The sequence below is a fragment of the Methanomassiliicoccales archaeon genome, from assembly GCA_036504055.1.
Classification (GTDB): Archaea; Thermoplasmatota; Thermoplasmata; order Methanomassiliicoccales; family UBA472; genus DASXVU01.
The window spans coordinates 1-21,511 of sequence record DASXVU010000022.1; the positions used below are offsets into that span (position 1 = coordinate 1).

24 protein-coding genes and 1 tRNA gene are annotated in these 21,511 nt (G+C 55.4%); 9 read left to right on the forward strand and 16 right to left on the reverse strand.

Annotation, left to right across the window (positions count from 1 at the left end):
• The 3 genes from VGK23_05225 to VGK23_05235 all read left to right on the forward strand — a co-directional run.
• The coding region (locus VGK23_05225; protein ID HEY3419936.1) for a phage/plasmid primase, P4 family at window positions 1-939 on the forward strand (939 nt) is incomplete at its 5' end.
• A 193-nt stretch (window positions 940-1,132) separates the two neighbouring features.
• Entirely contained in the window at window positions 1,133-1,738 is a 606-nt protein-coding gene (locus tag VGK23_05230; protein ID HEY3419937.1) for a recombinase family protein, read from the forward strand.
• Between the two features lie 230 nt (window positions 1,739-1,968).
• The gene (locus VGK23_05235) at window positions 1,969-2,958 is read left to right on the forward strand and encodes a site-specific integrase (GenBank protein ID HEY3419938.1); all 990 of its coding nucleotides are present in this window, start codon (window positions 1,969-1,971) and stop codon (window positions 2,956-2,958) included.
• Window positions 2,959-2,961: 3 nt separating this feature from the next.
• On the opposite strand, the gene VGK23_05240 is transcribed toward VGK23_05235, so the two are convergent.
• Window positions 2,962-3,034: transfer RNA gene (locus VGK23_05240), tRNA-Gly, on the reverse strand.
• A 147-nt stretch (window positions 3,035-3,181) separates the two neighbouring features.
• Between VGK23_05240 and VGK23_05245 the strand changes: the two genes are divergently transcribed.
• Window positions 3,182-3,553, forward strand: coding sequence for a hypothetical protein (locus VGK23_05245; protein HEY3419939.1), 372 nt, complete (start codon window positions 3,182-3,184; stop codon window positions 3,551-3,553).
• A gap of 33 nt (window positions 3,554-3,586) precedes the next feature.
• Here the strand turns inward: VGK23_05245 and VGK23_05250 are convergent, their stop codons facing one another.
• Entirely contained in the window at window positions 3,587-6,211 is a 2,625-nt protein-coding gene (locus VGK23_05250; GenBank protein HEY3419940.1) for a valine--tRNA ligase, read from the reverse strand.
• A 492-nt stretch (window positions 6,212-6,703) separates the two neighbouring features.
• On the opposite strand from VGK23_05250, the gene VGK23_05255 reads away from it, so the two are divergent.
• Window positions 6,704-7,081, forward strand: coding sequence for a YciI family protein (locus VGK23_05255; GenBank protein HEY3419941.1), 378 nt, complete (start codon window positions 6,704-6,706; stop codon window positions 7,079-7,081).
• A gap of 112 nt (window positions 7,082-7,193) precedes the next feature.
• Here VGK23_05255 and VGK23_05260 read toward each other — a convergent pair whose 3' ends face one another.
• The 5 genes from VGK23_05260 to VGK23_05280 all read right to left on the reverse strand — a co-directional run bounded on the left by VGK23_05260 (window position 7,194) and on the right by VGK23_05280 (window position 12,602).
• Complete coding sequence (locus VGK23_05260) at window positions 7,194-8,381, reverse strand: CBS domain-containing protein (GenBank protein HEY3419942.1); 1,188 nt, start codon at window positions 8,379-8,381, stop codon at window positions 7,194-7,196.
• Window positions 8,382-8,471: 90 nt separating this feature from the next.
• Window positions 8,472-10,208, reverse strand: a complete 1,737-nt coding sequence (glyS, locus tag VGK23_05265; protein HEY3419943.1) for a glycine--tRNA ligase — start codon at window positions 10,206-10,208, stop codon at window positions 8,472-8,474.
• 33 nt (window positions 10,209-10,241) lie between these two features.
• Complete coding sequence (locus tag VGK23_05270; GenBank protein ID HEY3419944.1) at window positions 10,242-11,081, reverse strand: CBS domain-containing protein; 840 nt, start codon at window positions 11,079-11,081, stop codon at window positions 10,242-10,244.
• A 5-nt stretch (window positions 11,082-11,086) separates the two neighbouring features.
• Window positions 11,087-11,527 carry a universal stress protein gene (locus tag VGK23_05275; GenBank protein HEY3419945.1) on the reverse strand — a complete coding sequence of 147 codons (441 nt, stop codon included), beginning with the start codon at window positions 11,525-11,527 and terminating at the stop codon, window positions 11,087-11,089.
• A 7-nt stretch (window positions 11,528-11,534) separates the two neighbouring features.
• A complete protein-coding gene (locus VGK23_05280; protein HEY3419946.1) occupies window positions 11,535-12,602 on the reverse strand; it encodes an amidohydrolase family protein in 1,068 nt (355 codons plus the stop codon).
• Between the two features lie 240 nt (window positions 12,603-12,842).
• Here VGK23_05280 and VGK23_05285 point away from each other — a divergent pair, with 240 nt between their 5' ends.
• Window positions 12,843-13,277, forward strand: a complete 435-nt coding sequence (locus VGK23_05285) for a universal stress protein (protein ID HEY3419947.1) — start codon at window positions 12,843-12,845, stop codon at window positions 13,275-13,277.
• Between the two features lie 139 nt (window positions 13,278-13,416).
• Window positions 13,417-13,587 (forward strand): 4Fe-4S binding protein, encoded by a 171-nt coding sequence (locus VGK23_05290; GenBank protein HEY3419948.1) that lies wholly within the window; start codon window positions 13,417-13,419, stop codon window positions 13,585-13,587.
• 104 nt (window positions 13,588-13,691) lie between these two features.
• Here the strand turns inward: VGK23_05290 and VGK23_05295 are convergent, their stop codons facing one another.
• The 8 genes from VGK23_05295 to VGK23_05330 form a co-directional block, all read right to left on the reverse strand.
• Complete coding sequence (locus tag VGK23_05295; protein HEY3419949.1) at window positions 13,692-14,054, reverse strand: hypothetical protein; 363 nt, start codon at window positions 14,052-14,054, stop codon at window positions 13,692-13,694.
• A 285-nt stretch (window positions 14,055-14,339) separates the two neighbouring features.
• Window positions 14,340-15,278: an NAD(P)/FAD-dependent oxidoreductase gene (locus VGK23_05300; protein ID HEY3419950.1), complete on the reverse strand. Its 939-nt coding sequence runs from the start codon at window positions 15,276-15,278 to the stop codon at window positions 14,340-14,342.
• A gap of 178 nt (window positions 15,279-15,456) precedes the next feature.
• The gene (locus VGK23_05305; GenBank protein ID HEY3419951.1) at window positions 15,457-15,615 is read right to left on the reverse strand and encodes a hypothetical protein; all 159 of its coding nucleotides are present in this window, start codon (window positions 15,613-15,615) and stop codon (window positions 15,457-15,459) included.
• Between the two features lie 278 nt (window positions 15,616-15,893).
• Window positions 15,894-16,061 carry a hypothetical protein gene (locus VGK23_05310; protein HEY3419952.1) on the reverse strand — a complete coding sequence of 56 codons (168 nt, stop codon included), beginning with the start codon at window positions 16,059-16,061 and terminating at the stop codon, window positions 15,894-15,896.
• 212 nt (window positions 16,062-16,273) lie between these two features.
• Complete coding sequence (locus tag VGK23_05315; protein ID HEY3419953.1) at window positions 16,274-16,603, reverse strand: hypothetical protein; 330 nt, start codon at window positions 16,601-16,603, stop codon at window positions 16,274-16,276.
• A gap of 198 nt (window positions 16,604-16,801) precedes the next feature.
• A complete protein-coding gene (locus VGK23_05320; protein ID HEY3419954.1) occupies window positions 16,802-17,197 on the reverse strand; it encodes a hypothetical protein in 396 nt (131 codons plus the stop codon).
• A 97-nt stretch (window positions 17,198-17,294) separates the two neighbouring features.
• On the reverse strand, window positions 17,295-18,035 hold the full coding sequence (locus VGK23_05325) for an ABC transporter permease (GenBank protein HEY3419955.1): 741 nt from the start codon (window positions 18,033-18,035) through the stop codon (window positions 17,295-17,297).
• A complete protein-coding gene (locus tag VGK23_05330) occupies window positions 18,032-18,955 on the reverse strand; it encodes an ABC transporter ATP-binding protein (GenBank protein HEY3419956.1) in 924 nt (307 codons plus the stop codon). The genes VGK23_05325 and VGK23_05330 overlap by 4 nt, the downstream gene beginning before the upstream one ends.
• Window positions 18,956-19,131: 176 nt before the next feature.
• Between VGK23_05330 and VGK23_05335 the strand changes: the two genes are divergently transcribed.
• Entirely contained in the window at window positions 19,132-19,305 is a 174-nt protein-coding gene (locus VGK23_05335) for a hypothetical protein (protein ID HEY3419957.1), read from the forward strand.
• Between the two features lie 19 nt (window positions 19,306-19,324).
• A complete protein-coding gene (thpR, locus tag VGK23_05340; GenBank protein HEY3419958.1) occupies window positions 19,325-19,888 on the forward strand; it encodes an RNA 2',3'-cyclic phosphodiesterase in 564 nt (187 codons plus the stop codon).
• Here the strand turns inward: thpR and VGK23_05345 are convergent.
• The gene (locus tag VGK23_05345) at window positions 19,876-21,264 is read right to left on the reverse strand and encodes a biotin carboxylase N-terminal domain-containing protein (protein HEY3419959.1); all 1,389 of its coding nucleotides are present in this window, start codon (window positions 21,262-21,264) and stop codon (window positions 19,876-19,878) included. The two genes, thpR and VGK23_05345, sit on opposite strands and share 13 nt — an antisense overlap.
• Window positions 21,265-21,511: the final 247 nt, after the last annotated feature.

The window sequence follows — 21,511 nt, forward strand, 5'->3', positions numbered from 1 at the left end:
CCATCTGATAAGGATTTACTGTATGAAATAATGGGTTATTGCCTTCAACCGGGTTATCCATTCCAGAAGGCTTTCCTGTTCATCGGCAACGGCGATAATGGGAAGACTACATACCTCAACCTTCTCAGAAGATTTATTGGAGAACGTAACTGTTCTCATGTCTCTCTCCAATCGTTGGATTATGATCGCTTCGCGATTGCCGACCTGTATCAAAAAATGGCCAACATATGCGCCGACATTTCGGCAAACGACTTAACTCAGGTTAATCGGTTCAAAGAACTTACAGGCAACGATTGGATAAGAGCGGAATTTAAAAATCAGCAGGCTTTCAATTTTCAGAATCATGCTAAACTAGTTTTTAGCGCCAACATGCTGCCCCGCACCGCCGATGACACAGACGCGTTCTTCAAAAGATGGATAATCCCAATTTTCCCCAATTCTTTTCCTACTGGAAGTCCGAAGAGGGATGAAGACAAACTGGAAAAGATAACAGTTGAACGCGAGCTGTCTGGATTATTCAATCGTGTGGTTGCAGCATATGAAGGCGTCGTTGCACGCAGGTACTTCACTGGTTCTTCAACTGTGGAAGAGACCAGAGCTAGATGGCTGCAACTGAGCGATTCGTTATATTGCTTCTTGCAGGAACGCTGCCACATTGACACCGGCGAGGTGCTCGAAGAGGAAGACGTAAGGACTCCAATCCGGCATGCACCCAAGACCATCAAGCAGGATTTTTTGGATGCCTATTTACAGTACTGCAAGGAAAAGAAGATTCCGCCTATTCGTGAACGTGAACTGAAAAATCGTTTATTCAAGCTGACCAACGGTGTAGTGATCGGGGGCCAGGTCAGCAATAAAAACGGGATCAAAGTTTGGCGTAATATCGAATTGTTGGAATCGGAGGAACAGGAGAGGGGGGAGCAGTTATCTATCCTCTAGCAACTTGGCCGAATCTATCGATAACTCTGGCCAGCATCGCAGGGTTATCGATGTTATCGACTTTTCTCTATTCCCTCTGTAGAATGAAAGGTGAAAGTAGAAATGGAGATGTGAAAGAATCGATAACTGGGATAACCAAGCCTGGCTGGCACGGGTTATCGATAAGTAGGTTTCACTTCGGGGGATGGTTCTCATGAAGGTCGGCCTCTATGCCCGCGTATCCAGGCATGACAAGGATCAAAATCCAGAGAATCAAATCATTAAGCTAAGAGAGTTTGTTGAGAGACATGGCTGGAAAATTCATGATACTTATATCGATTTTGCTAGTGGAGCAAAAACCACCAGAATAGGGTTCGATCAGATGCTCAGGGATGCCCGGGCACGAAGATTCGACGCAATCCTTGTAGTCCGGATTGATCGTCTAGCGCGGTCGACAAGGCAGCTCCTGAACCTGCTCGATGATATGAGGCAGAAGGGCGTCGAGTTGATATGCACGGATCAGCAGATCGACACGACCACCTCGGCGGGAAAGCTGCTATTTACGGTCCTAGGGGCTGTCTCCGAGCTAGAGCTTGATCTGATAAGGGAAAGGACCAAGGACGGCCTAGTGAGGGCGCGGGCCGAAGGCAAGAAGCTGGGGAGACCGCCCTCAACGGCAAAGACGGACCAAATTATGAAACTTAGAGCCGAAGGGCTGAGCCTTCGCGAAATAGGCAAAGTAGTCGGTCTGAGTCATCAGGCGGTTAAACAGCGACTCCGCCGGAACCGGGTACAAAAACGGTCGGAAAAATTGGATTGAGGCCAGGTGTGAAAATGAAATCGTCCAGCAAACAGGCTACAAAAACGGACGATAAGTTTACAGTCTGTTCCGTCAATCGTTCCATCGAGGGTCTATATGCTACGCGAGATCGTAGCGGCAGTAAGCCCTCCGTGGACAAAACGGTGCACAGACAGCGTGGACCTAAGAGGGGGGCGAGGTCAATGGGCCGATACCCTTTCTTAGACGCTGCCAACCAGTATCTTGAGGCGATGAAAGGATTACTGGCGGAAGCAACTTGGATTGAGTACAAAAGACGGCTGAGGCGCATGGACAAGGATTTCAGATCGTTGGTGGAATCTGGTGAAATTAGCCAATATAGTCCATGGAAAATGAACGAAAAAGAAATACTGGCATACCTGAAACTATTGAGGGCTAGAGGGTTGAAGCCATCGGGAATTAGTCACAATATTGACTCGCTTAACAGTCTGCTCCATTTCATCGGAAACGGTGCGATGGACATGACTAGGATGCGATTCGCCCAGAGTTTCCCTAAAAGGGCATTCCAGAGATATGACCCGATTTCAGATGAGGACCGAACGAAGATAATCCAGGCTGCCAACATAGCGAACGAATCTGACTGGCAACTAATGCTCGGCTACGGGATAACTGTAGTCGGTATCTGCACCGGTCTGAGACCAAAAGAGCTAAGATTGGCAAATATCGGAGATCTCAACCTGGTCAGAGGAACAATCCATACCGAGCACGTCAAGGGAGAAGACAGCTACGGGCTGGCCAGAGATACTGGTATTCATCCCGATGGAATACCATTTCTCATACGGTATGTCAAGGCTAGGGCTTCTGTCATCGCCAAGAAAGCTCCAACCTGTGAAGCACTTTTCCCCGCCGTACAAGACATCAAGAATGGCGGGGACGGGTACTACTCCCCGAACAGCCTGACCAAGCTCAGAGCGAAGGTAATCGCGCAGATCGGAGTCAAGTTCGACAATCGCGCCTGTCGTCGAACTTTCGGCCAGACAAACGTTAACTTGGGCGTCCCTATCGATTCCGTGTCCAGGATGATGGGGCATTCAAGCACGAAGACCACGGAGAAATATTACTGCCGGAAAACAACCGAATCCGCTATCTCGGATGCACAAAAAGTGTGGGGAAATGCACCGAAACCCCAAGAGGTAGCCAGATTCGAAAAGGTCAATACCCCCCTGATTGAAAAGAAATTTGACTTTACTGGATATGTATAAGAGTGCGGGCGTCGGGATTTGAACCCGAGTCTCGTGCTTGGCAAGCACGAGTGATAACCAGCTACACTACGCCCACACGGTGTGTGCCTATCCACGAATATGCAAATCCCATTTAAACTTATTGCCCCTGACTGGCACACCCATCTCCAAGTAAATCAGCAAGAAATAAAGTTTGTTTCGTCTCTTTTAATAAGCAAAACTCCATTCTGCGTTAGGGATGGGAATGGCGAGACGTAGGAAACGCTATCGTTCAGTAAAACCGATTATCTCAATGTTCACCTTCGGTCTCTTCGGCACGCTGGGCTTCAGCCCCGGCGGAGTGCTGTTCAACACCTTCGTCAATGAGACCGAGAAGTACGTGCAATACGCCGCCATCATCATGCTCCTGATCATCGTGTGGTTCATGCACGATTCCATCCTAACGCCGATCAAACAGATGTGGCGCGGCTACCGGGTGTGCGGCGGGCTGGGCATAATCGGGATGCTGTTGGCCTTCCTCTCCGGATTCACCATTGTCGGGCACCTGCAATCCGGCCTGATCCTTCTCGGGGCTGGACTGGGCATATGGTTCGTCGCCATAGTGGCACAGAGATGATCGGGAAAATATGATGTAAGGTGTTTCAGCCGTTCAAGGCTGGATGGCGATGAGCAGTTCCCCGACCTGGACGGTATCGACCGCCTTTCCCTGGAGCGTCATCTTCTTCTCGATGTCGACCAGCTCCCGGCTCAGGACGACCTTGGTGCCGTCGGACAGTTCGAACTCGTAGGTGCCGTTGGCCACCGCCTCGGAATCCTTCTCGGTGTCCAGCGCCTTGATGCGGTCAGTCACTTCCTTGGCCTTCTGCTTGAAGGTGGGGCCGATCTTCGCCAATAACGGTTTCAGCGCGATGACCTTCTCCTCCAGGTTCAGCTTCGACGCCAGCTTGAGCTCCTTGGCCCGGACGGTCGACGAGATGTCCTCCTCCGAACCGACGAACTTCTCCGAAGCGTCGCCAATGATCTCCACCATCTCGATCTCCGAGTTGAGCGACAGCTTCCGTTCTGACTTGTAGGTGCGTATCGCCCCGATGACGTCCCGGACCAGGTCGCCGTCCTTCTCCGCCTGCTCGTCGAACAGGACCGCGACGGGCCATTTGGCCACATGGATGCTCTTCGCCCCGTCCAACGCGGCGAAACCGGACTGGTAGGCATCCTCGGTCACGTGGGGCATCATGGGCGCCATCATCTTGATGATGCCCAGGTAGACAGTGTAGAGCGTGTAACGCACTCCTTCGTCGTTCTCGTCCTTGACCCTCGACTTCACCATCTCCACATAGTGGTCTGCGAACTCATGCCAGGCGAACTGCTCGACCTCCTTCATCGCCTTGTCGAACTGGTAGTGGTCGTAGCATTCGGTCGTAGCCAGCACCATCTTGGAGAACTTGGTGAGGATCCACTTGTCGATCAGGTGCAGTCCCTTCTCCTTCGGTCTCTCCTTGACCACCATCTCCACGAACTTGCCCAGGTTCCACATCTTGGTGGCCAGCTTCTTGCCGTGGATGACGTCCTTCTCCCGGAAGGCGTTATCTTCGCCGAGAGCGCAGGTGCATGCATAATAACGGATCGCATCCGCGCCATACGTTTCCAGCAGCGGCATCGGGTCGATGACGTTGCCGGCGGAGGTGTGCATCGGCGTACCGTCCGGCGCCATGATGAACCCGTGGATCATGATGTCCTTCCAGGGGATCTGCCCGGTGAGGAGGCACTCGCGCAGTATCGTGTAGAACGCCCAGGTGCGAATGATGTCGTGCGATTGCGTCCTCACGGACATCGGGTAGAGCTTCTTGAACTTGGCCTCATCCCTCATCCAGAAGGTGTTGTACAGCGGCGAGACGGAGGAGTCCATCCAGGTATCGAACACGTCCGGGCAGCCTATGAGCTTGCCGGTGCCGCACTTGGGACATACGTCGTACGGGGCGGGCGTCACCGTGGGGTCGATGTAACAGTCCTTCTCCTGGGCGGCGACGACATGCTTGCAGGTATCGCATTCCCAGACCGGGATCGGCGTGGCAAAGTAACGTTGACGGGAAACGACCCAGTCCCACTGCAGGGAGTTGACCCAATCCTGAAGACGGACTTTCATGAACTCGGGGAACCACTCGATCTCGTCCGCCTTGGCCAGCACTTCCTTCTTGAAGTCCATGATCTTGACGAACCACTGCTCCACCTGCAGGAACTCGATCGTCTCATGGCATCTCCAGCACACCGAGACGTTCTGCGGTTGGACCTCCTGCTTGATGATGAGGCCCTGCTTTTTCAGCAGCTCGATCGCCGCTGCCCGGGCCTCCTTGACCTTCATGCCGGCGAACGGTCCGGCGATCTCGGTCATCTTTCCCTGCTCGTCGATCCCCTTCTCCAGCGGCAGGTTGTACTTCATGACCCATTCCAGGTCGGTCTTGTCGCCGATGGTGCAGATCATGACGATGCCGGAGCCGAACTTTGGGTCCACCTTGTCATCGGCAATGATCTTGACCTTCTTGCAGAATATCGGCGTCTCTATCTCCTTGCCCACCAGGTGCGTCAGCTTCGCGTCCTTCGGATGAACGGCGATGGTCTGGCAGGTGCAGATGAGCTCCGGACGGGTGGTGGCGATGACGATGTGCTCGTCCGAACCGGCCACCTTGAACTTGATGTAGTTGAGGTTGGTGACCCCTTCCTGGTACTCCACCTCGGCGTCAGCCAACGCCGTAATGCAGCGGGGGCACCAGTTGACCGGGTACTTGCCTTTGTACGCCAGCCCGCGTTCCAGCATCTTCAGGAACGAGATCTGGGTTATTCGCCGGTAGTAGGGCGCGTCGGTCTGATAGTAGACGCTGGGGTCCATGCTCTCGCCCAGTATCTCGAACTGCTTGGTCATCTCCCCGATGAAGGTGTTGGCGTACTCCTCGCACAGCTTGATGTACTCCTGGCGCGGCTTGGTCAGCTTGGTGATGCCGTACTTCTTCTCCACCTTCACTTCGACCGGCGTCCCGTTGACGTCGAAGCACAGCGGGAACATGACGTTGAAGCCCTGCATTCGGTGGTAGCGGGCGGTGAAATCGATCAATGAATATCCAGTGGCGTGACCCAGGTGCAACGAGCCGGAAGCGTACCGCGGCGGGTTGTCGATGGAATATACCGGAGCGTCCGATCCCTGGTCGAACTTGTAGAGCTCCCACTCCTTCCATTTCTCTTGCCATTTCCTTTCGGTCGGTACCGCCTCGTATTGCGCCATGGACAGGAGGGGAAAGGTGGAAGGGGTAAAAAGGATTGCGTAAAATGTGCACGAACCAGAAGTGGGGGGGGGCGCGGGAGAAGCCAGAATTGATAAGCGTCAGAGTTTGGAGGAATCTGAGGGTTAGAGCTTATCCCGCGCTTAAAACTCCCATATCTTCCGGATTAATAAATCTATTTTTTATATCGTTCACATAAATTATAATATTCTAATCATTATCGTATTTAACGACTGGCTATTTTCCAATTTTTCCGGAGCAAGTTGCCTGGATGTATTAGCCACCCGACCGAAAATTGGACGATCTCATGCCCTATTTTTGAGTCGTAATGGAATTCGTTGACTATTGTGAAGACTCGTTCGGAACGGTCCCGGCGGTCATGAATATCTTGCGTCTCGTCGGCTCGGTCCCATCCAATGATGGCAGAAGAACCGCTCAATTCCGGCGCATTGCATCGAAAAGCATTTCACCGGGCGGCTTGACTATATCGACCGATGCAAGAGTTCATGCTGCTGATCCGCAACCAGATCGACCATCAGAAGGACTGGTCCCCAGAGAAGCACGAGCAGTTCCTCAGGGACTGCCAGGTCTATATCATGAAGCTCAAGCAACAGGGCAAGCTGATCGCCGCTCAGCCGCTGGTGATGGACGGAATGATCATCTCCCGCTCCGACAACGAATGGAACGTCCGGCCCATGCGCCCCAAGGGCGAGGTACAGGTAGGCTATTATCACATCCTTGCCGAGAGCATCGAAGAAGCGATCGAGCTGGCCAAGGGAAACCCGGAGTTCGATTATGGGGCCCACGCCCGGATCGAGGTCCGTCCGGTGCAGACCGCCGAGGCCGATACCGGCTTCGTGTATCCGGAATGATGGGCCGGATCGTTTTGCGCTCAGCCTAGGGTGGAATCCCGGGAACGTACGGTGTCGGAGAAGAACGCCAAAAATAATGGATATTGAAAGGGTTTGGAACGGGGCTCGAGGATCACTGCATCTTCTTGCGCTTCTCGATCTTCGATTCCTTGTTCTCCGTGACCATGTCGTCGAACCTCTTCATGAGGTCGGCGGTGGCCGCCATTAGGGACCAGTCGACGCCGCTGGCGATGTAGGTCTTCTGCGCCGTGTGCATGCGGGCGGTCAGCGAGTACTTGGCCGTGTTCCCGGAGGCGTTGTACTTCTGCACGTGCATGTTGAACAGCATCGGCTTCTGGATCTTGGCGATCTTGGCCAGTTCCGTCTGGATCTCCCTCTCCATCTGGTCCAGGTTGAAGCGGTCCTCTTCCTCGAGACCGGAGATCTGCATGTAGACCACATCCCTCTCCTTGACCGAGGCCATCAGTTCCAGCACGTCGTACGCGGTCAGGACGCCCTTGATGACGTCCTTCTCGACCACCGGCAGCGTGGAGATGTTCTTCTCCAGCATCAGCTTGACGGCGTCGTTGACGGTCGTCTCCTGCTTGATGGTGGTGACCGAGGGGTGCATGATCGACTCCACCTGGATCTCCACCGGGTCGCGGTTGCCGACCTTCTCCCCGCGGGTCTCCTTGGGCTTGTTTCCGCCAGACCAGGAGAAGTTGACTATGTCGCGGATACCGATTATGCCGGCCAGCTTGAACTTATCATCGACCACCGGTATGGTGCGGACGTCGATGCGCCTCATCATCTCCAGCGCGTTGCGGATCGGCTCCTTCATCTCGACCGCGGTGATGTCGTAGGTCATGATGTCCGTGGCCTTCATGTCCTTGAACTCCTTGATGCCCTGGACGATCTTGATGACGTCGGCCCTGGACAGTATGCCGACCAGGTTGGACCCCTTCACGACCGGCATGTTACGGTAGTTGGTGGCGATGAACTGTTCCGCGGCCTCGGTGATGGTCGTTTCCGCCGTTATCCCCGGCGGGATGTCCATCATCCCCTTGACCTTCATGCCCGCGACCATGGCCCTCTTCTTGACCATCGAGCCGAAGCTCAGTACGCCCACGAGCTTCTTCTTCTCCACGACCGGTATCTCGTACAGGTCGGCCGCCCGCATCTTCGCCACCGCGTCGGAGAGCGCCGTCTCCGGGGTGATCGTCTCGAACTTTGTGTTTATGAGCTCGGAGATCTGCTTCTTGTCTATGACCGACCGGAGCATCTCCCGCCTCTTCAGTGCTTCTAAGTTCTCTCCAACCATTTTTTTCACCTCATGTTAATATTGTCAGCTGGAAGCTTTAATAGCTTCTTACGAATCTTCGTCCCCGATATCACTGGAGCCTCTGGGTGATTATACTTTCGTCTCACCCTTGAGCTCGCTGAACGGCGTACCCTTCAGCAGCGACTCGACGTCCTTGACCACGTCCTCGAGCGGGATCCACTTCTGCTGGGTGGTGTCCCGGTCCCGGATGGTCACCCGGCCCTTCTCCTTGGCCTCGTAGTCCACCGTGATGCAGTATGGCGTGCCCACCTCGTCCATGCGCGCGTAGCGCCGGCCGATGGAGCCGGAATCGTCGAACGCGGTGGTGATGCCGTTCCTCCTCAGCTTGGCGTCGAGTTCCGACGCTATCCTGTCCAGTTCGTCCTTGGACATGAGCGGGAACACCCCGACCTTAATAGGGGCGGTGGCCGCCTTCAGTCTCATCGTCACGTAACCGTCGGCGCTGATGTTGTAGGCATGCTCCAGGCACGTGTACAAGATGCGGTCCAGCCCGTGGGACGGTTCGATGACGTGCGGGACCACCTTCTCGCCGTTCACCTTCTCCTTGACCTTGACCACGTCGAAGTACTTCGATTCGAGCGTGATGCTCTCGCCGTCGACCTCGACCGTCACCTTGCCGTCCACGATCTTCGACGGTTCGGTCTGCTCCAGTGCGTTCGCTACCTGCTTGGCCTTGCCCTTGTAGGCCGGACCCAGCACCCCGAACTTCGCCTTGATGACGTCCTTCTCCACTTCCGTCGGTTCGTCGAACCGCTTGAACGCCGTCAGGTCGGCATTGGAGAATTGGATGTGGCGGGACAGGTCCCACGAGCCGCGGTCGGCGATGCCGGTGATCTCGGTCCAGCCATAGCTCAGCAGCGCTTCGGCGTCCCAGCAATCGCATGCGTAATGGGCCATCTCGGTCTTCAGATGCTGCCGGAAGCGCAGTCGAGCCGGATCGACGCCCGCTTCGGTGAGGAACCTCTGCGTGACCCAAAGGAAGTACGCGATGGTCTGGTGGGCGATGACCTGGTCCTCGACGGCCTTTCCAAAGGTGGTCTCGACGACGGTCTCGACCTTCTCCTCAGTGTCCATGTAGCTGTTCGGAACGAGCGTGACCTTGGTGTCCTTGATCGAGTCGAACGCCGGCCAGCGCTTGTCCAGCGGGTCGACGAACAGTTCCGCCTCCATCATGTTGAACTCCCTCATCCGGATGACGCCCTGGCGGGGTGATATCTCGTTACGGTAGCCGCGGCCGATCTGGATGACGCCGAACGGCAGCCGCTCCCGGGCGTGCCGGTAAAGATTGGCGAAGTTCACGAAGATGCCCTGAGCGGTCTCCGGGCGCAGGTAGCCGACACGGCCCTTGCCTGGACCGATCTTAGTCTTGAACATCAGGTTGAACTCTTCCACGTGGGAGAGCTCGCCGCCGCAGGCCGTGCAGACCACGTTGTTCTTGCAGATGAGCTCCTCCAGCTCCTTCTTCGGCAGAGCGCCCGGATTCGGGTGAAGCTCCTTGCACAGATGGTCCGCCCGGTACGACTCCTCGCACTTGACGCACGATACGATCAGGTCGGCGAAGTTGTCCACGTGCCCGGACGCCTTGAACACCGCCTCCGGACCGATGGTCTCCCCGTCGATCTCCAGGAAACCTTCCTCCAGTGCGTAGATCCTGCGCCACTGGTTCATGACGTTCGTCTTCATCGTGCAGCCCAGCGGGCCATAGTCGAACAGCCCGGCGATGCCGCCGTATATCTCGTAAGAGGGGTAGATGAAGCCTCTCCGCTTGCATAGGGAGAGGATGTCCCCTGAATTAACATCGGCCATGTGATCCTCCTCCAATGATTCAACCGTGATATCTTAATCTTCCGCCAATATCGAAATGACGTCGTGGTCGTAGATCATCGCCTGCAGGTTGTCCTTCGAGTCTCGGACCGGCAGCTGGCCGAAGTCGTTCTTGCGCATGATGCGCGCCGCTTCGGAGATCGACGTCTTCTTGAACACGGTCATCGGGTTCCGCACCATGATGTCCCTCACGGGCAGGCCGGGCAGGTCGATCTTCGAGACCTCGTACCACAGCTTCATGACGTTGCGCAGGCCGTCCCAGGTCCATTCGTCCTCGTCCTGCGGTATGCCCAGCTCCTCCATGGCGACCGAACCGTTGACGTAGCTCTTGTTGAATATGTCCCGGTCAGTGAGTATGCCGATCAGATGGCCGTTGTCGTCCAGGACCGCCAGCGCCGACGCCTTGCTCACTTTTAGAGTGACGGAAGCGACCGCCAGCGGTGCCCCGTGATAGATCGGGATGCATGGCGAGCGGATGACCTTCTCGACCGGCGCGGAGATGTTCTTCTTCTCCACGACCGACAGCAGATCGGTCGGTGTCAGGATGCCGACCAGCTTGTCCCCGTCGATGACCGGCAGGTGCCTCAGGTTCTGATGGAGCAGGATGCGAGCAGCTTCCTCCACCTCCGCCTTCGGTCCGATGGTGACCGGCTCGCGGTTCATGATAAGTGCAGCCTGGTCCTCGTCCGGCTTGTCGAAGATGTCCTGCCTGGTGATGATCCCTGCCAGCGAACCGTCGCTGCGCCTGACCACCGGCAATCCGGTCAGGTTGTGCTTCACCATGACCTTGAGCACCTCGTTACGGGATCCGGGCACCTGGGCCACTATCGGGTTCGACGTCATTACCTCGCCCACGGTGGTCAAGGCTCTACCTCCCCTTCCGGCTTCACCACTAGGACCGGGCACTTGGCGAAACGGATGACCCGCTCCGCCACCGAGCCCAGCAGCAACTTTGAGAATCCGGTCCGGCCGAGCGTGCCCATGACCACCAGGTCGTGATCGGAAGACGCTTCGACGATCTTGCGGGCCGGTGCGCCCTCCACGATGGATACGGTGACCTTGACGCCCAGCTTCTCGCCTTCCGACTTGACGTAGTCGACCGCGTCCTTTCCTTCCTTCTCCAGGAGCGAGTATACGCTCACCACCGTGGAGTCCATCGGGAAATTGATGAACGAGGTCTGGTCCACCACGTACAACGCCGTCACGTCGGCTCCCATGAGCTTTGCCAGTTCCAAACCCTTGCTGATCGCTGCTCTGGTGTATTCGCTACCGTCCGTGGGTACCAGTATGTGCTTGAACATGTTCACGTCACTTCCTCCAAATATGTTTCCCGTAACAGACTAGACACGGGTCTTCCGGGCTGGACCTCAGCACCAGATCGGTCAAAGGATCTCCCCCTTTGGACCGCAGGACCATGAAATCGCATGGAGACCCTGGTTGTATGTTAAATGAGTCGTTTCGATTTAAAAGTATTCGTGCATTTGTAAATGCCATATCCAAGAGGGGGGTCAGTTCCTTCATCCCCTGGGAACGCAGTATGAGCGCCGCGGTCTCGATCTCCTGGAGCATGTCCGGCATCGATACCATCGCGTTGTCCGTGCCCAGCGCCACCCGGGCGCCAGAGTCCAGCATCATCTTCAGCGGCGGGACCGAACCGAAGAACAGGTTCGAGCGGGGGCAGACGACGATCGGGGCCTTCGCATCGCTGCAGGCGACCACGTCCTCCCTGGTCGCCTTGGTCATATGCACCACGAACCGCGGCTTTAGGTCCAGTATCTTGCCGATGTCCTCCCGAACCCGTTCCGACGCATGGATGGCGAAACGGGCACCCTTCCTGTTCACGTGTTCTGCCAGGGCGCTCAGCTCCCCGTAGTCCCAGTCGGATATCGAGGAGACGGCGATGCCATTCGCCACCTTCAGGAGCGCGTTGATCTCCGATGACACGTACTTCAGTCCTGCCGGGCGGGCCATGATGATCGGTTCGGCGCCGTTGCCTTTGGCGGCCGCCAGGGCCTGCGCCCCCTCCACTCCGCCCTCGCGGAAATCGACGTAGCTGGAGACACCCCTGGAGAACATGGACCGGGAGAGCCGCACCATCGAGGCCGTCAGATGGTTCAATGGCATGTTCCTCAGGATGCGGTGCTTCAGCCCATCGGGAGGGGCGACCAGCTCCTCCAGCGAAAGCCGCGTGTCCACCGGGACCACATAGTCTGCGATGTGGGTATGGCAGTTGATGAGGGTGGGAACGATGACGCCCTTCACGGTGGCCATCTTTGAGGTCCCCTCGCCGACGCTCCTCACCAGGCCGTTCTCGAACTCCACGTGCCCATCGATGAACCCGTCGGCGGTAAGCAGTTTACCGGATGCTAGCTCCATGGGGAATGTCATGCCCTCGTCATTATTTCAAGATGCCCAGTCCGGTGGTCGGTGGCGAACGTTTAATAATCCGACCCAGGTTCTCGCGCCCTCCTCCGGATGTCATCTTCGCTCAGGTGGGGCTCTCTAGCAATCTTATTAACTCAGACCAGTTCTCTATTATTGTGATGTTGACCGTCATGAGCGCAGTGATCCCGACATTGGTGGCCCAGCGGTGCTTTGATCCTAGGGGTGAGAGGAATGGTGACTGACGCCGAAAGGCATAACCTCATCATCGTTGCCGTGGACGGTTCCGACGGCAGTTCCAAGGCCACCCATAAGGCGGCATCATTGGCCAGGGGAATATCGGGAACAAGACTGACCGTGGTCCACGTCATAAATACGAAGGATTATTCGATATTGATCTCCGAAACGGATGACCGGGAGGCGGAAGCCCGGGCGACCTGCATCATCAATGACGCACTGGAGATCGTGAACTCCGAGGGTGTAGTGGCCAGATCGGCGGTGCTCCACGGCCACCCGGTGGCGCAGATCATCAAGTATGCCGAGGACCACCGGGCCGACCTGATAGTGACCGGGAGTCGGGGCTTGCATGGGGCAAAGGGTATGTTGGTCGGGAGCATCTCGGAAGCACTGACCAAGAGAGCGAAATGCTCGGTCCTGGTGGTGCGATGAGCGGTTCTGGAGGATCGATCCATAGGACATCGATTCTGCAGCATCACTTGGCCAGTTAATGTCCAAGGAAATTCGTCCGAAGATTCGTGAGAAACAAATTTATAATATGCTTTTTGTTCAGGGCCTAAAGGTGCTTTCAATGGCTGCAAAGATCAAGGCAGAAGAGTGCGTAGGATGCGGTGCTTGCGAGGATGTCTGTCCACAGGGATGCATCAAGGTCACAGAGGTCGCGGTCGTCAACGAGAAGGACTGCGTCGACTGCGGCGCTTGCGTCGATGAGTGCCCGAACAACGCGATCACCGTAGACTAAACGGGTCTGTAACAAACCCCTATTTGACGGCCGTCGCGGTCATAGCGCCGTTCGTCACATTCCATTATTTTTGATCCTATTCTTCAATTCTCTGACATCGTGACTTAAGCAAACAAGTAGAGGCCGAACCCCATCACCAGAGCGACGAGCCAAGAGAAATAGGTCAGGTTCATGACCTTCCTCCCTTTACACTTCTTGAACGATTTCCCATTCCAAAGCCATCTGATCACGATCCACACCGCTAGTATCTCCGCTATCCCTCCGAGAACGGCGTGTACCGAAATGATCGCGATGATCGGGTCGATCGATCCGGTCTTCAGGTCCACAAGCAGGAAACCAGGCAGCATCAGGAAGAGGATGGCGGCCGTGTTGAGAACAGTGGCGGTCGTGAAAATAATTCCATGGTCCCGGAGCTTGTGCCGAAACTTGAATCGGTGATATCCGTACAGCAGCAACCCTAGTATCACTAGCTGGACCACAATGTCGATGTCCGATGCAAGACTATCTCCCCAAATGTGATCACACCCGACCTCTTGTCCCCTGATCCGAACAGGGCAAAGGACGTGAATGGGCAAGCTCTATGCATTGCCTTACCGTAGAACGTCTTGGAACGAGATGATTAACTATTTTTGGGAGAATGGAGAATGCAAGATCTATCGGTTTCGATGCCAATGAATGATCATCCTTTCGGGAAGATCGTCTCTCCCACGATCGAAAAACAGACAGGAATAGAGTTGATAGGACTCTGAAATTCATGCCCAGTACGGCTTCATCACGTACTTGTACACCGAGTTCGCTGCGGTCGCCCCTTCCCCGCAGGCGACCACTATCTGCCTGTATTTTCCTGGGTAGACGACCGTGTCCCCACAGGCGAACACGCTTCTTCTTGATGTCCTCATCTCTGTGTCCACCTTGATCTGGTTTCCTTCAAGCGCGACCTTCCACTTTTCCAGGAACTCCAGCTCGGGCGTGACGCCGATGTTGATCACCACCATGTCCACATCGAGGCGCATCTCCTGGGGGGGATCGCCGACGTTGAGGACCGCGCCATCGACCTTATCCTCTCCTAATATCTCCTTGACCTCGGCGGACATGATGGTCTTTATGTTCTTGGCCACCACACGATCGACGATGCACCCGTCCGCCCGGAAACAGTCCCGGCGGTGCACGATGTAGACCTGGGCCACCTCGGACGCCAACAACGCCATCTCCAGCGCGCTGTTGCCTCCTCCGACGAAGAGGATGCGCTTCCCGGCCAGGTCCTTTTTCTCCGGGAGTTTGTGGAATACGCCCCTGCCCTTAAGGCGTTCCTCTCCTGGTGCGCCCAACATCTTGGGCATGAACAGACCGGTCCCGATGGCCAGGATGACGGTTTTGGTCTCGTATTCACCCTTATCGGAGATGACGACCAGACCCTCGCCCTTATCGACGATGTCCTTCACCACCTCGTGCTCCCTGATCTCACAGCCGGAGCTCTTGGCATGGTCCACCATGGACCACCCCAGTTCGTGGGCATGGATCTCGGTGACGCTCGGATAATTGGCTATGGTCTTCTCGGGATAGACATTGATCAGCTGGCCGCCGGCATCGCCGGCATCGATGATCAGGGTCTTGAGCTTGCGTGACATCGCATAGACGCCCGCGGTAAGTCCGGCCGGACCTGCCCCCACTATCACCAGATCATAGACCATTCGGCCATTGAATATTGGGTGATATTGATAATCGTTTCCCTAGGGAAAAGTTTCCAATTATCTATGGATTTCAATCGCTGAGTTTGAAATCGTACGAAAAACATATACAAGATAGCCTGGGGATTCCAAGCCTCTTGGAAGATGATATGTCAGGGGGCTTTACCCTCTTGGCTCTTGATCACTTCCTTTTTACCCTCGTTCGAACTTTCTTTACTTCCTTATCGACGGCCTTTCCCACATCACGGGCGCCTTTCTGGACTTCCTTTATGCCTCCTTTGACTCCTTTCTGTACATCCGCTATTCCCTTGTCAACATCTTTCTTTAAGTCGCCTTTCATCTTGTTCACCTTTTGTAGACTGGTTTCTGTCCAGCTATCCAATGTCCGTTGGTATCATCGACTATAATAGATGCACCAGATGCAATATCCAACTTCAGCCAGAAGGTCGCTATAGGGGCGAAAAACTTCGTCAGCCCAGAATAAGATCAGCGCAGAATTATCGAGCGTTCATCCATATTGCGAAAAAATAGATGATGAATTAAGTGGTCGTTTGTCCTGGAATACGATACATCCAAGCTTAGGATTGGGTGAAGCATCAGGGGATCTCGAATGATTGTTTATGCTTTATCTCTTCGAACCCTCTTCGCCTCCTTATCGATGGTCCTGCCATCGGCTCTGGAGTCCCTGTCAAGATCCTTGACGCCACCCTTCACGCTTTGAGGAATATTCTCAATCTTCTCGTCAATTATGTCTGTTTTTGCATTTGCTTTCAAGTCATGCTTCATGGAATCACCTTTACGTCAGGAACTTCCCGGCCAAATACCATTTGAGAACATCGAGTACTTCAGAAGTGGTAGCAATAAATTGCAGACTATCATACAAAAACCGTCGTCAGGGCGGGTAAATAGCAACCTAATCTAAGCGTTGATTTGAATAAAAACAATGTTCATGGCTAGTAGAAAAAATGATGGGGAAGTGGTTTACCTCGCTACCAATCTTACAATGGTCCGGAGAGAGTAGGAAGGAAGAAACCGATTATGGTGGCGAATATCCAGATCAGCACCGCGATGATGAGCGCCTTGACCCAGCCGATCTTATACAGTCCTTTCAGCGCCAATAGCCAGACTATCCCGGCCACGACGGCCGCCAATAGACCATTTCCGATCACAAAGTAGACCACAATATAGACAACGGTACCGATGATGGCAGCTACCAGGGCTGTACCCAGGCCCTCCTTCTCTCCCATTATTTTGGTGACGAAGTAAATGATAACTGTCGATACCACTAATGCGACCAACAGATAGAGTATGCTTGATGCATCAACCATGACCATCATGTTTGAACAATGGCTATAAGGCTCGAGCTCAATGAAATAGTGGAATTCGATGAAAATCCCGCTATCGACCCCTTGAATCCTCTAAGAATTGATAGAAACGTGAATGGAACTTGAAAAGGATCGGACCGGTTCGAAGAAGAACCGGCCCTGCTAGGGCTCTAGGCATTTATAGGGTCATGGCGGGATCGATCACAATCCCAGTACGCCCACTCCCAGGGCTACCAATATCGCCGCTATGATGACCACTATGATCACAGCGAATATCACTGCCAGGATCGCGATCGCCAGCGCCCTGAGCCATCCGACATTGAACAGCGTCTTATAGAGCCCGAGGAACGCTAGGAAGGCGACGATCGCAGCCACGATAAGTGCCACGCCCGAGCTGGTGAATATGTTCGTGAGCAGGAACGTTCCCACATAGACCAGCGCAAAGACGATGCCCCCCAGGAGCATTCCGAGCATGGCCGCCCCCATGGTCGCCGTTCCTCCGGTCATTACCTTTGCGGCAAGCCACAGCGGGATCGATATGATGACCCATCCGATGATCAATACGATGATCGCAATAATCAGTTGTACGAGATCCATGTTTCTACCTTCAGGTCGTTTCGACCGACCAAGTGACAATTTGAGTTTTAGCTATAAAACCAAATCGTCCAGGATAGAGTCCACCTGGTATGGGATATCACTTCTCCCTCCATCTGGACTTGGAAATCCCGATCCAAAGGAACACTAGCGATAGGCTGATAAGTACAGCCCAATCGATGATCAGTTCCTCGTTGGTCGATACCAAGGACCCGCTCAGGTTCTGTACTATCTGTGCCGCGTATGTGGTCGGGGAAAGGTAGGCCAGGTACCGATACGGCATCGGGATGTAGGTTATCGGATAGTACACCGGGGCCAAGGTCGAGAACAAGGTGGTGAGGAGACGGGTGAAGGCGAAGCTCTGCACTATATCAGAGGAGAGAGTGGCCAGAGCGAATCCGAGCGACACCGAGGTGACGAAGACCAGCGCCAACACCACGACTATCCCCCCCAGTTGCACCAGCGTCACCGGCACGAAGAAAAAGAACAAGGTGGAGAGGATGGCTATGGCCGGCATGGAATAGATGAGCTCGGAGATCGCTATCCCGACCACGTAGACGGATGCGCTGGTCGGCGAACTGACCACCATGTCCTGGAGCTTGAAATCGTTCTTGAGGTGGGACAGGTCCGCCTGCAGCGATGTCCCGCTGGAGAACATGGTCATGATCAGGCCGCCTATGATCGCCGGTCCCAGCAGGCTGCCTTGGCTGACGAACCAGATGAGGGTGAGGAACGAGAGCGGGGCCAGGACGGTGTTCAGCAGCACCACCGGGTAGTTCTTCATCTCGTAGATCGCGTTCACCAGTATGGACGCGAGCAGCTGCCCCCTGATGCGTCTCATTTGCCGCCGTCCTCATCGTTCATCGTTCCCCCGCCAACGACATCGGAGAATATGTCGTCCAGGTCTATCGGGTTGAGGGAGAACTGGGTCTTCTTCTCGATCAGTATCCTTGATAGCCTCAGGGCCTCGTCCTGGGTGGTCATGATCTGTACCTGACCGTCCTTCCTGGCCAGGACCTCGCCCTCGACCTCCGGCAGGTCGACCCCATGGGGCACCTTGACGCTGTACTGGTGCCTGATCCTCTTCCTCAGATCGTTCATGCTTCCCAGCGCCAGCAGCCTTCCGTTGTCCAGGATGCCGATCCGGTCCGCGACCCTTTCCGCCTCCTCCAGGTAATGGGTCGTCAAGAACATGAACCGGTCCTTGCTCAGGTCGGTCATGAGGTTCCATATCTCCTGACGGGAGATGGGGTCCAGGCCGGTGGTCGGTTCGTCCAGGAAGATATAATCGGATTCAGCGGCGATGACCATGGCCACCAGGACCTTCCGCTTCATCCCGCCCGAGAGGGTCCGGTTGAGCCGGTTGGCAACCTCTGCCAGACCGACCCTGGCCAGCGCCTCGCTCCCTTTGCTCCGGGATTCCTTGTAGGTCATCCCCCGCCATAGAAGATACGAGGAGACGCTCTGCAGGGGGGTCATCCATTGGACCGCCCTCCCCTCCTGTGGGACGATGGACATCCTTTCCCGGAGGATCTTGGCGTCCGCCATCACGTCCAGTCCTTCTATGGTGGCCTTGCCTGATGATGGTTCCAGCAGGGTGGAGAGTATCCGGGTCAGTGTGGTCTTGCCCGCCCCGTTCCTCCCGATCAGGGCGAAGATGCCGTTGGCTGGTATGGAAAAATCAACCGAGGTGAGGGCCTTCTTGCCCGTGCTGAAAACCTTGCCGATGTCGCTGCAGACTATCTCGCCATCACGCACCATGGAGGATCGATAGGTTCTTCCAAACCCCTCAACGTTCTGGATATCACACAAGGGATACTATTTCAAAATGTTTGTTCTCGGCAGGTCCGACCAAGTCCTTGACCTAAGAGTTAGACGTTGAGCTTCGCCGGGGCGGCATGCAATAGGTTATAGGACAACGGAACCTTTCCTTATCAATGGCGCCCAAACCGAAAAAGGCTGCGAACTCCGAAGACGAAGAAGGAGAAGAGCAGGTGTCCTGCGAGAAATGCGGAAGCACAGAGTACGTGGCAGTTCTAAAACAGAACGGAAGCGGCAAGCACTATTCGGTCAAGTGCAAGAAGTGCGGGACCGAGTTCTCAGAGAAGTAGTTCGGAAAGGTGAAGAACAATGGGCCTTTTCAGAGGTTTCATCTCCGTCGACATCTCGGAGATAGGAGAACTGGTCAAGCTCGATCGCGAGCTGCAGAAGGTGGGAGGCGGCATGAGGCCGGTCTCGATGGACATCATCCATGTGACCCTCAAGTTCCTGGGGGAGACGGACGAGGCGGCCATCCCCAAGATCATCGAGGCCATGGACAAGGCGGTGAAGGGAGTGCCTCCCTTCGAGATCGCCTTGAAAGGAATGGGATCTTTCCCTTCCCCGAACAATATCCGGGTGGTATGGGTGGGAATGCAGGGGGCGGAAGCCCTGGTCGGCATCGCCAAAGTATTGGACGATGAGCTCGCAAGACTGGGTTTCGAAAAGGAGGAGAGGCCGTTCTCGCCGCATCTGACCGTCGGCAGGATGAAGGACCCGACCGGAACGGAACAGGTCAAGGGCATCATCGAACGGTTCAAGGACCACGACTTCGGCACCAGATCTGTGAGATCCATCAGGCTGAAGAAGAGCGTGCTCGGTTCAAAGGGCCCGACCTACACGACCGTTGCCGAGGTCGTTCTTCAGGGATTGTAGTTCTCGAACATCGAGAACTCGGTCTGTTTCAGCATGTCCGCCGGGGGATGGTCCTTCACGAACTCGATGTTGTAGTTCCCCTCGATGAACTCCGGGTTCCGGAGGACCAGCCGGTGGTACGGGATGGTGGTCTTTATGCCGGTGACCGTGTAACGGTCCAGGGCGTCCCGGGCCTTGTTGAGGACCTCGGTCCGGTCCTTGCCATAGACGATCAGTTTGGCCAGAAGGTTGTCGAACTCGGTGGGGACCACATACCCTTCGTAGGCATGAGAGTCGATGCGGATGTTCTCGCCGGCCGGTTCCACGTATTTCTCGATGCGACCCGGCGTCGGCATGAAGTTGTTGAACGGGTTCTCGGCATTGATGCGGAACTCCATCGCACATCCCTTCGGATGGACAGAGCTCAGTTCTTTGGTGACGTCCTTGTCGGTGGCGATGGAGAGCTGCATCTCCACCAGGTCCAGCCCGGTGCACGCCTCGGTGATCGGATGCTCCACCTGGATACGGCAATTGGCCTCCATGAAGTACAGGTGTCCGTCTCCCATCAGGAACTCGAAGGTCCCCAATGATGTGTAGCCGGCCTTCTTCACCGCCTCCTTGACCAGGGTGCTGATGCGTTCCCGCATCTCCTCGTTGACGGCGCAGGACGGCGTCTCCTCCAGGATCTTCTGGTGACGGCGCTGGACCGAGCATTCCCTCTCTCCCAGGCAGTAGGCGTTGCCCCTTGAGTCCCCGACCACCTGGAATTCGATGTGGCGCCCCCGAAGGAACGCCTTCTCCATGTAAATGGTGGGGTTGTTGAACGCCTTGGTGGCCTCGTTCCTTGCCGAGGTGAAGGCGTCTTCCATCTCCAAGTCGTTGTTGACGACCCTCATACCCCGTCCGCCGCCCCCGCCGGAAGCCTTCAGCATGACCGGGTAGCCGATGCGGTTGGCCTGCTTCTTGGCGTCCTCGGCGTCCTTTAGCGGCTCGAGCACGCCTGGCATGACCGGCACGCCGACCTTGGTCATGAACGCTCGCGAACCGAGCTTGGTGCTCAGCAGCTTCATGGCTCGCGGGTTTGGACCGATGAACGAAAGGCCTTCCTCCTCGCAGCGCTCGGAGAACTCGGCCTTCTCTGACAAGAACCCGTATCCGGGGTGGATCGCCTCCACCTTCATCCGGTTGGCGACATCGAAGATGGCGTCCATGTCAAGGTAGCCTATAATGCCGGGCTTTGACTGAAGCTCTACCGCCCGGTCCGCCAATCCGACATGCTTGCAGTGCTTGTCCGATGGGGTGTAAACAGCGACCGTGGGAACACCAAGTCTCTTGCAGGTCTTGATGATCCTTATCGCGATCTCGCCTCTGTTCGCCACTAGGACACGGTTGAACATTCTGACGCACCTTAGACACGTCGTGGCATGCGACGCTCTCCCTCGGTATAATCATTGTTTAGATAAAGCTTACCCGTTTGGATGCCACCATTTCCTTGCCGATATTCGTAGCGGGACTTCGGGTTGCGTGCATTCTTGATCTTGAACGCGTCACTTTCGCCGCATCCAGATGCCAATTGCGAAATGCGGAGGCGACTGGACGGATTTCGAGCTTCGAGTTCTCCCCCAAACCTATCGAAAAAGTATC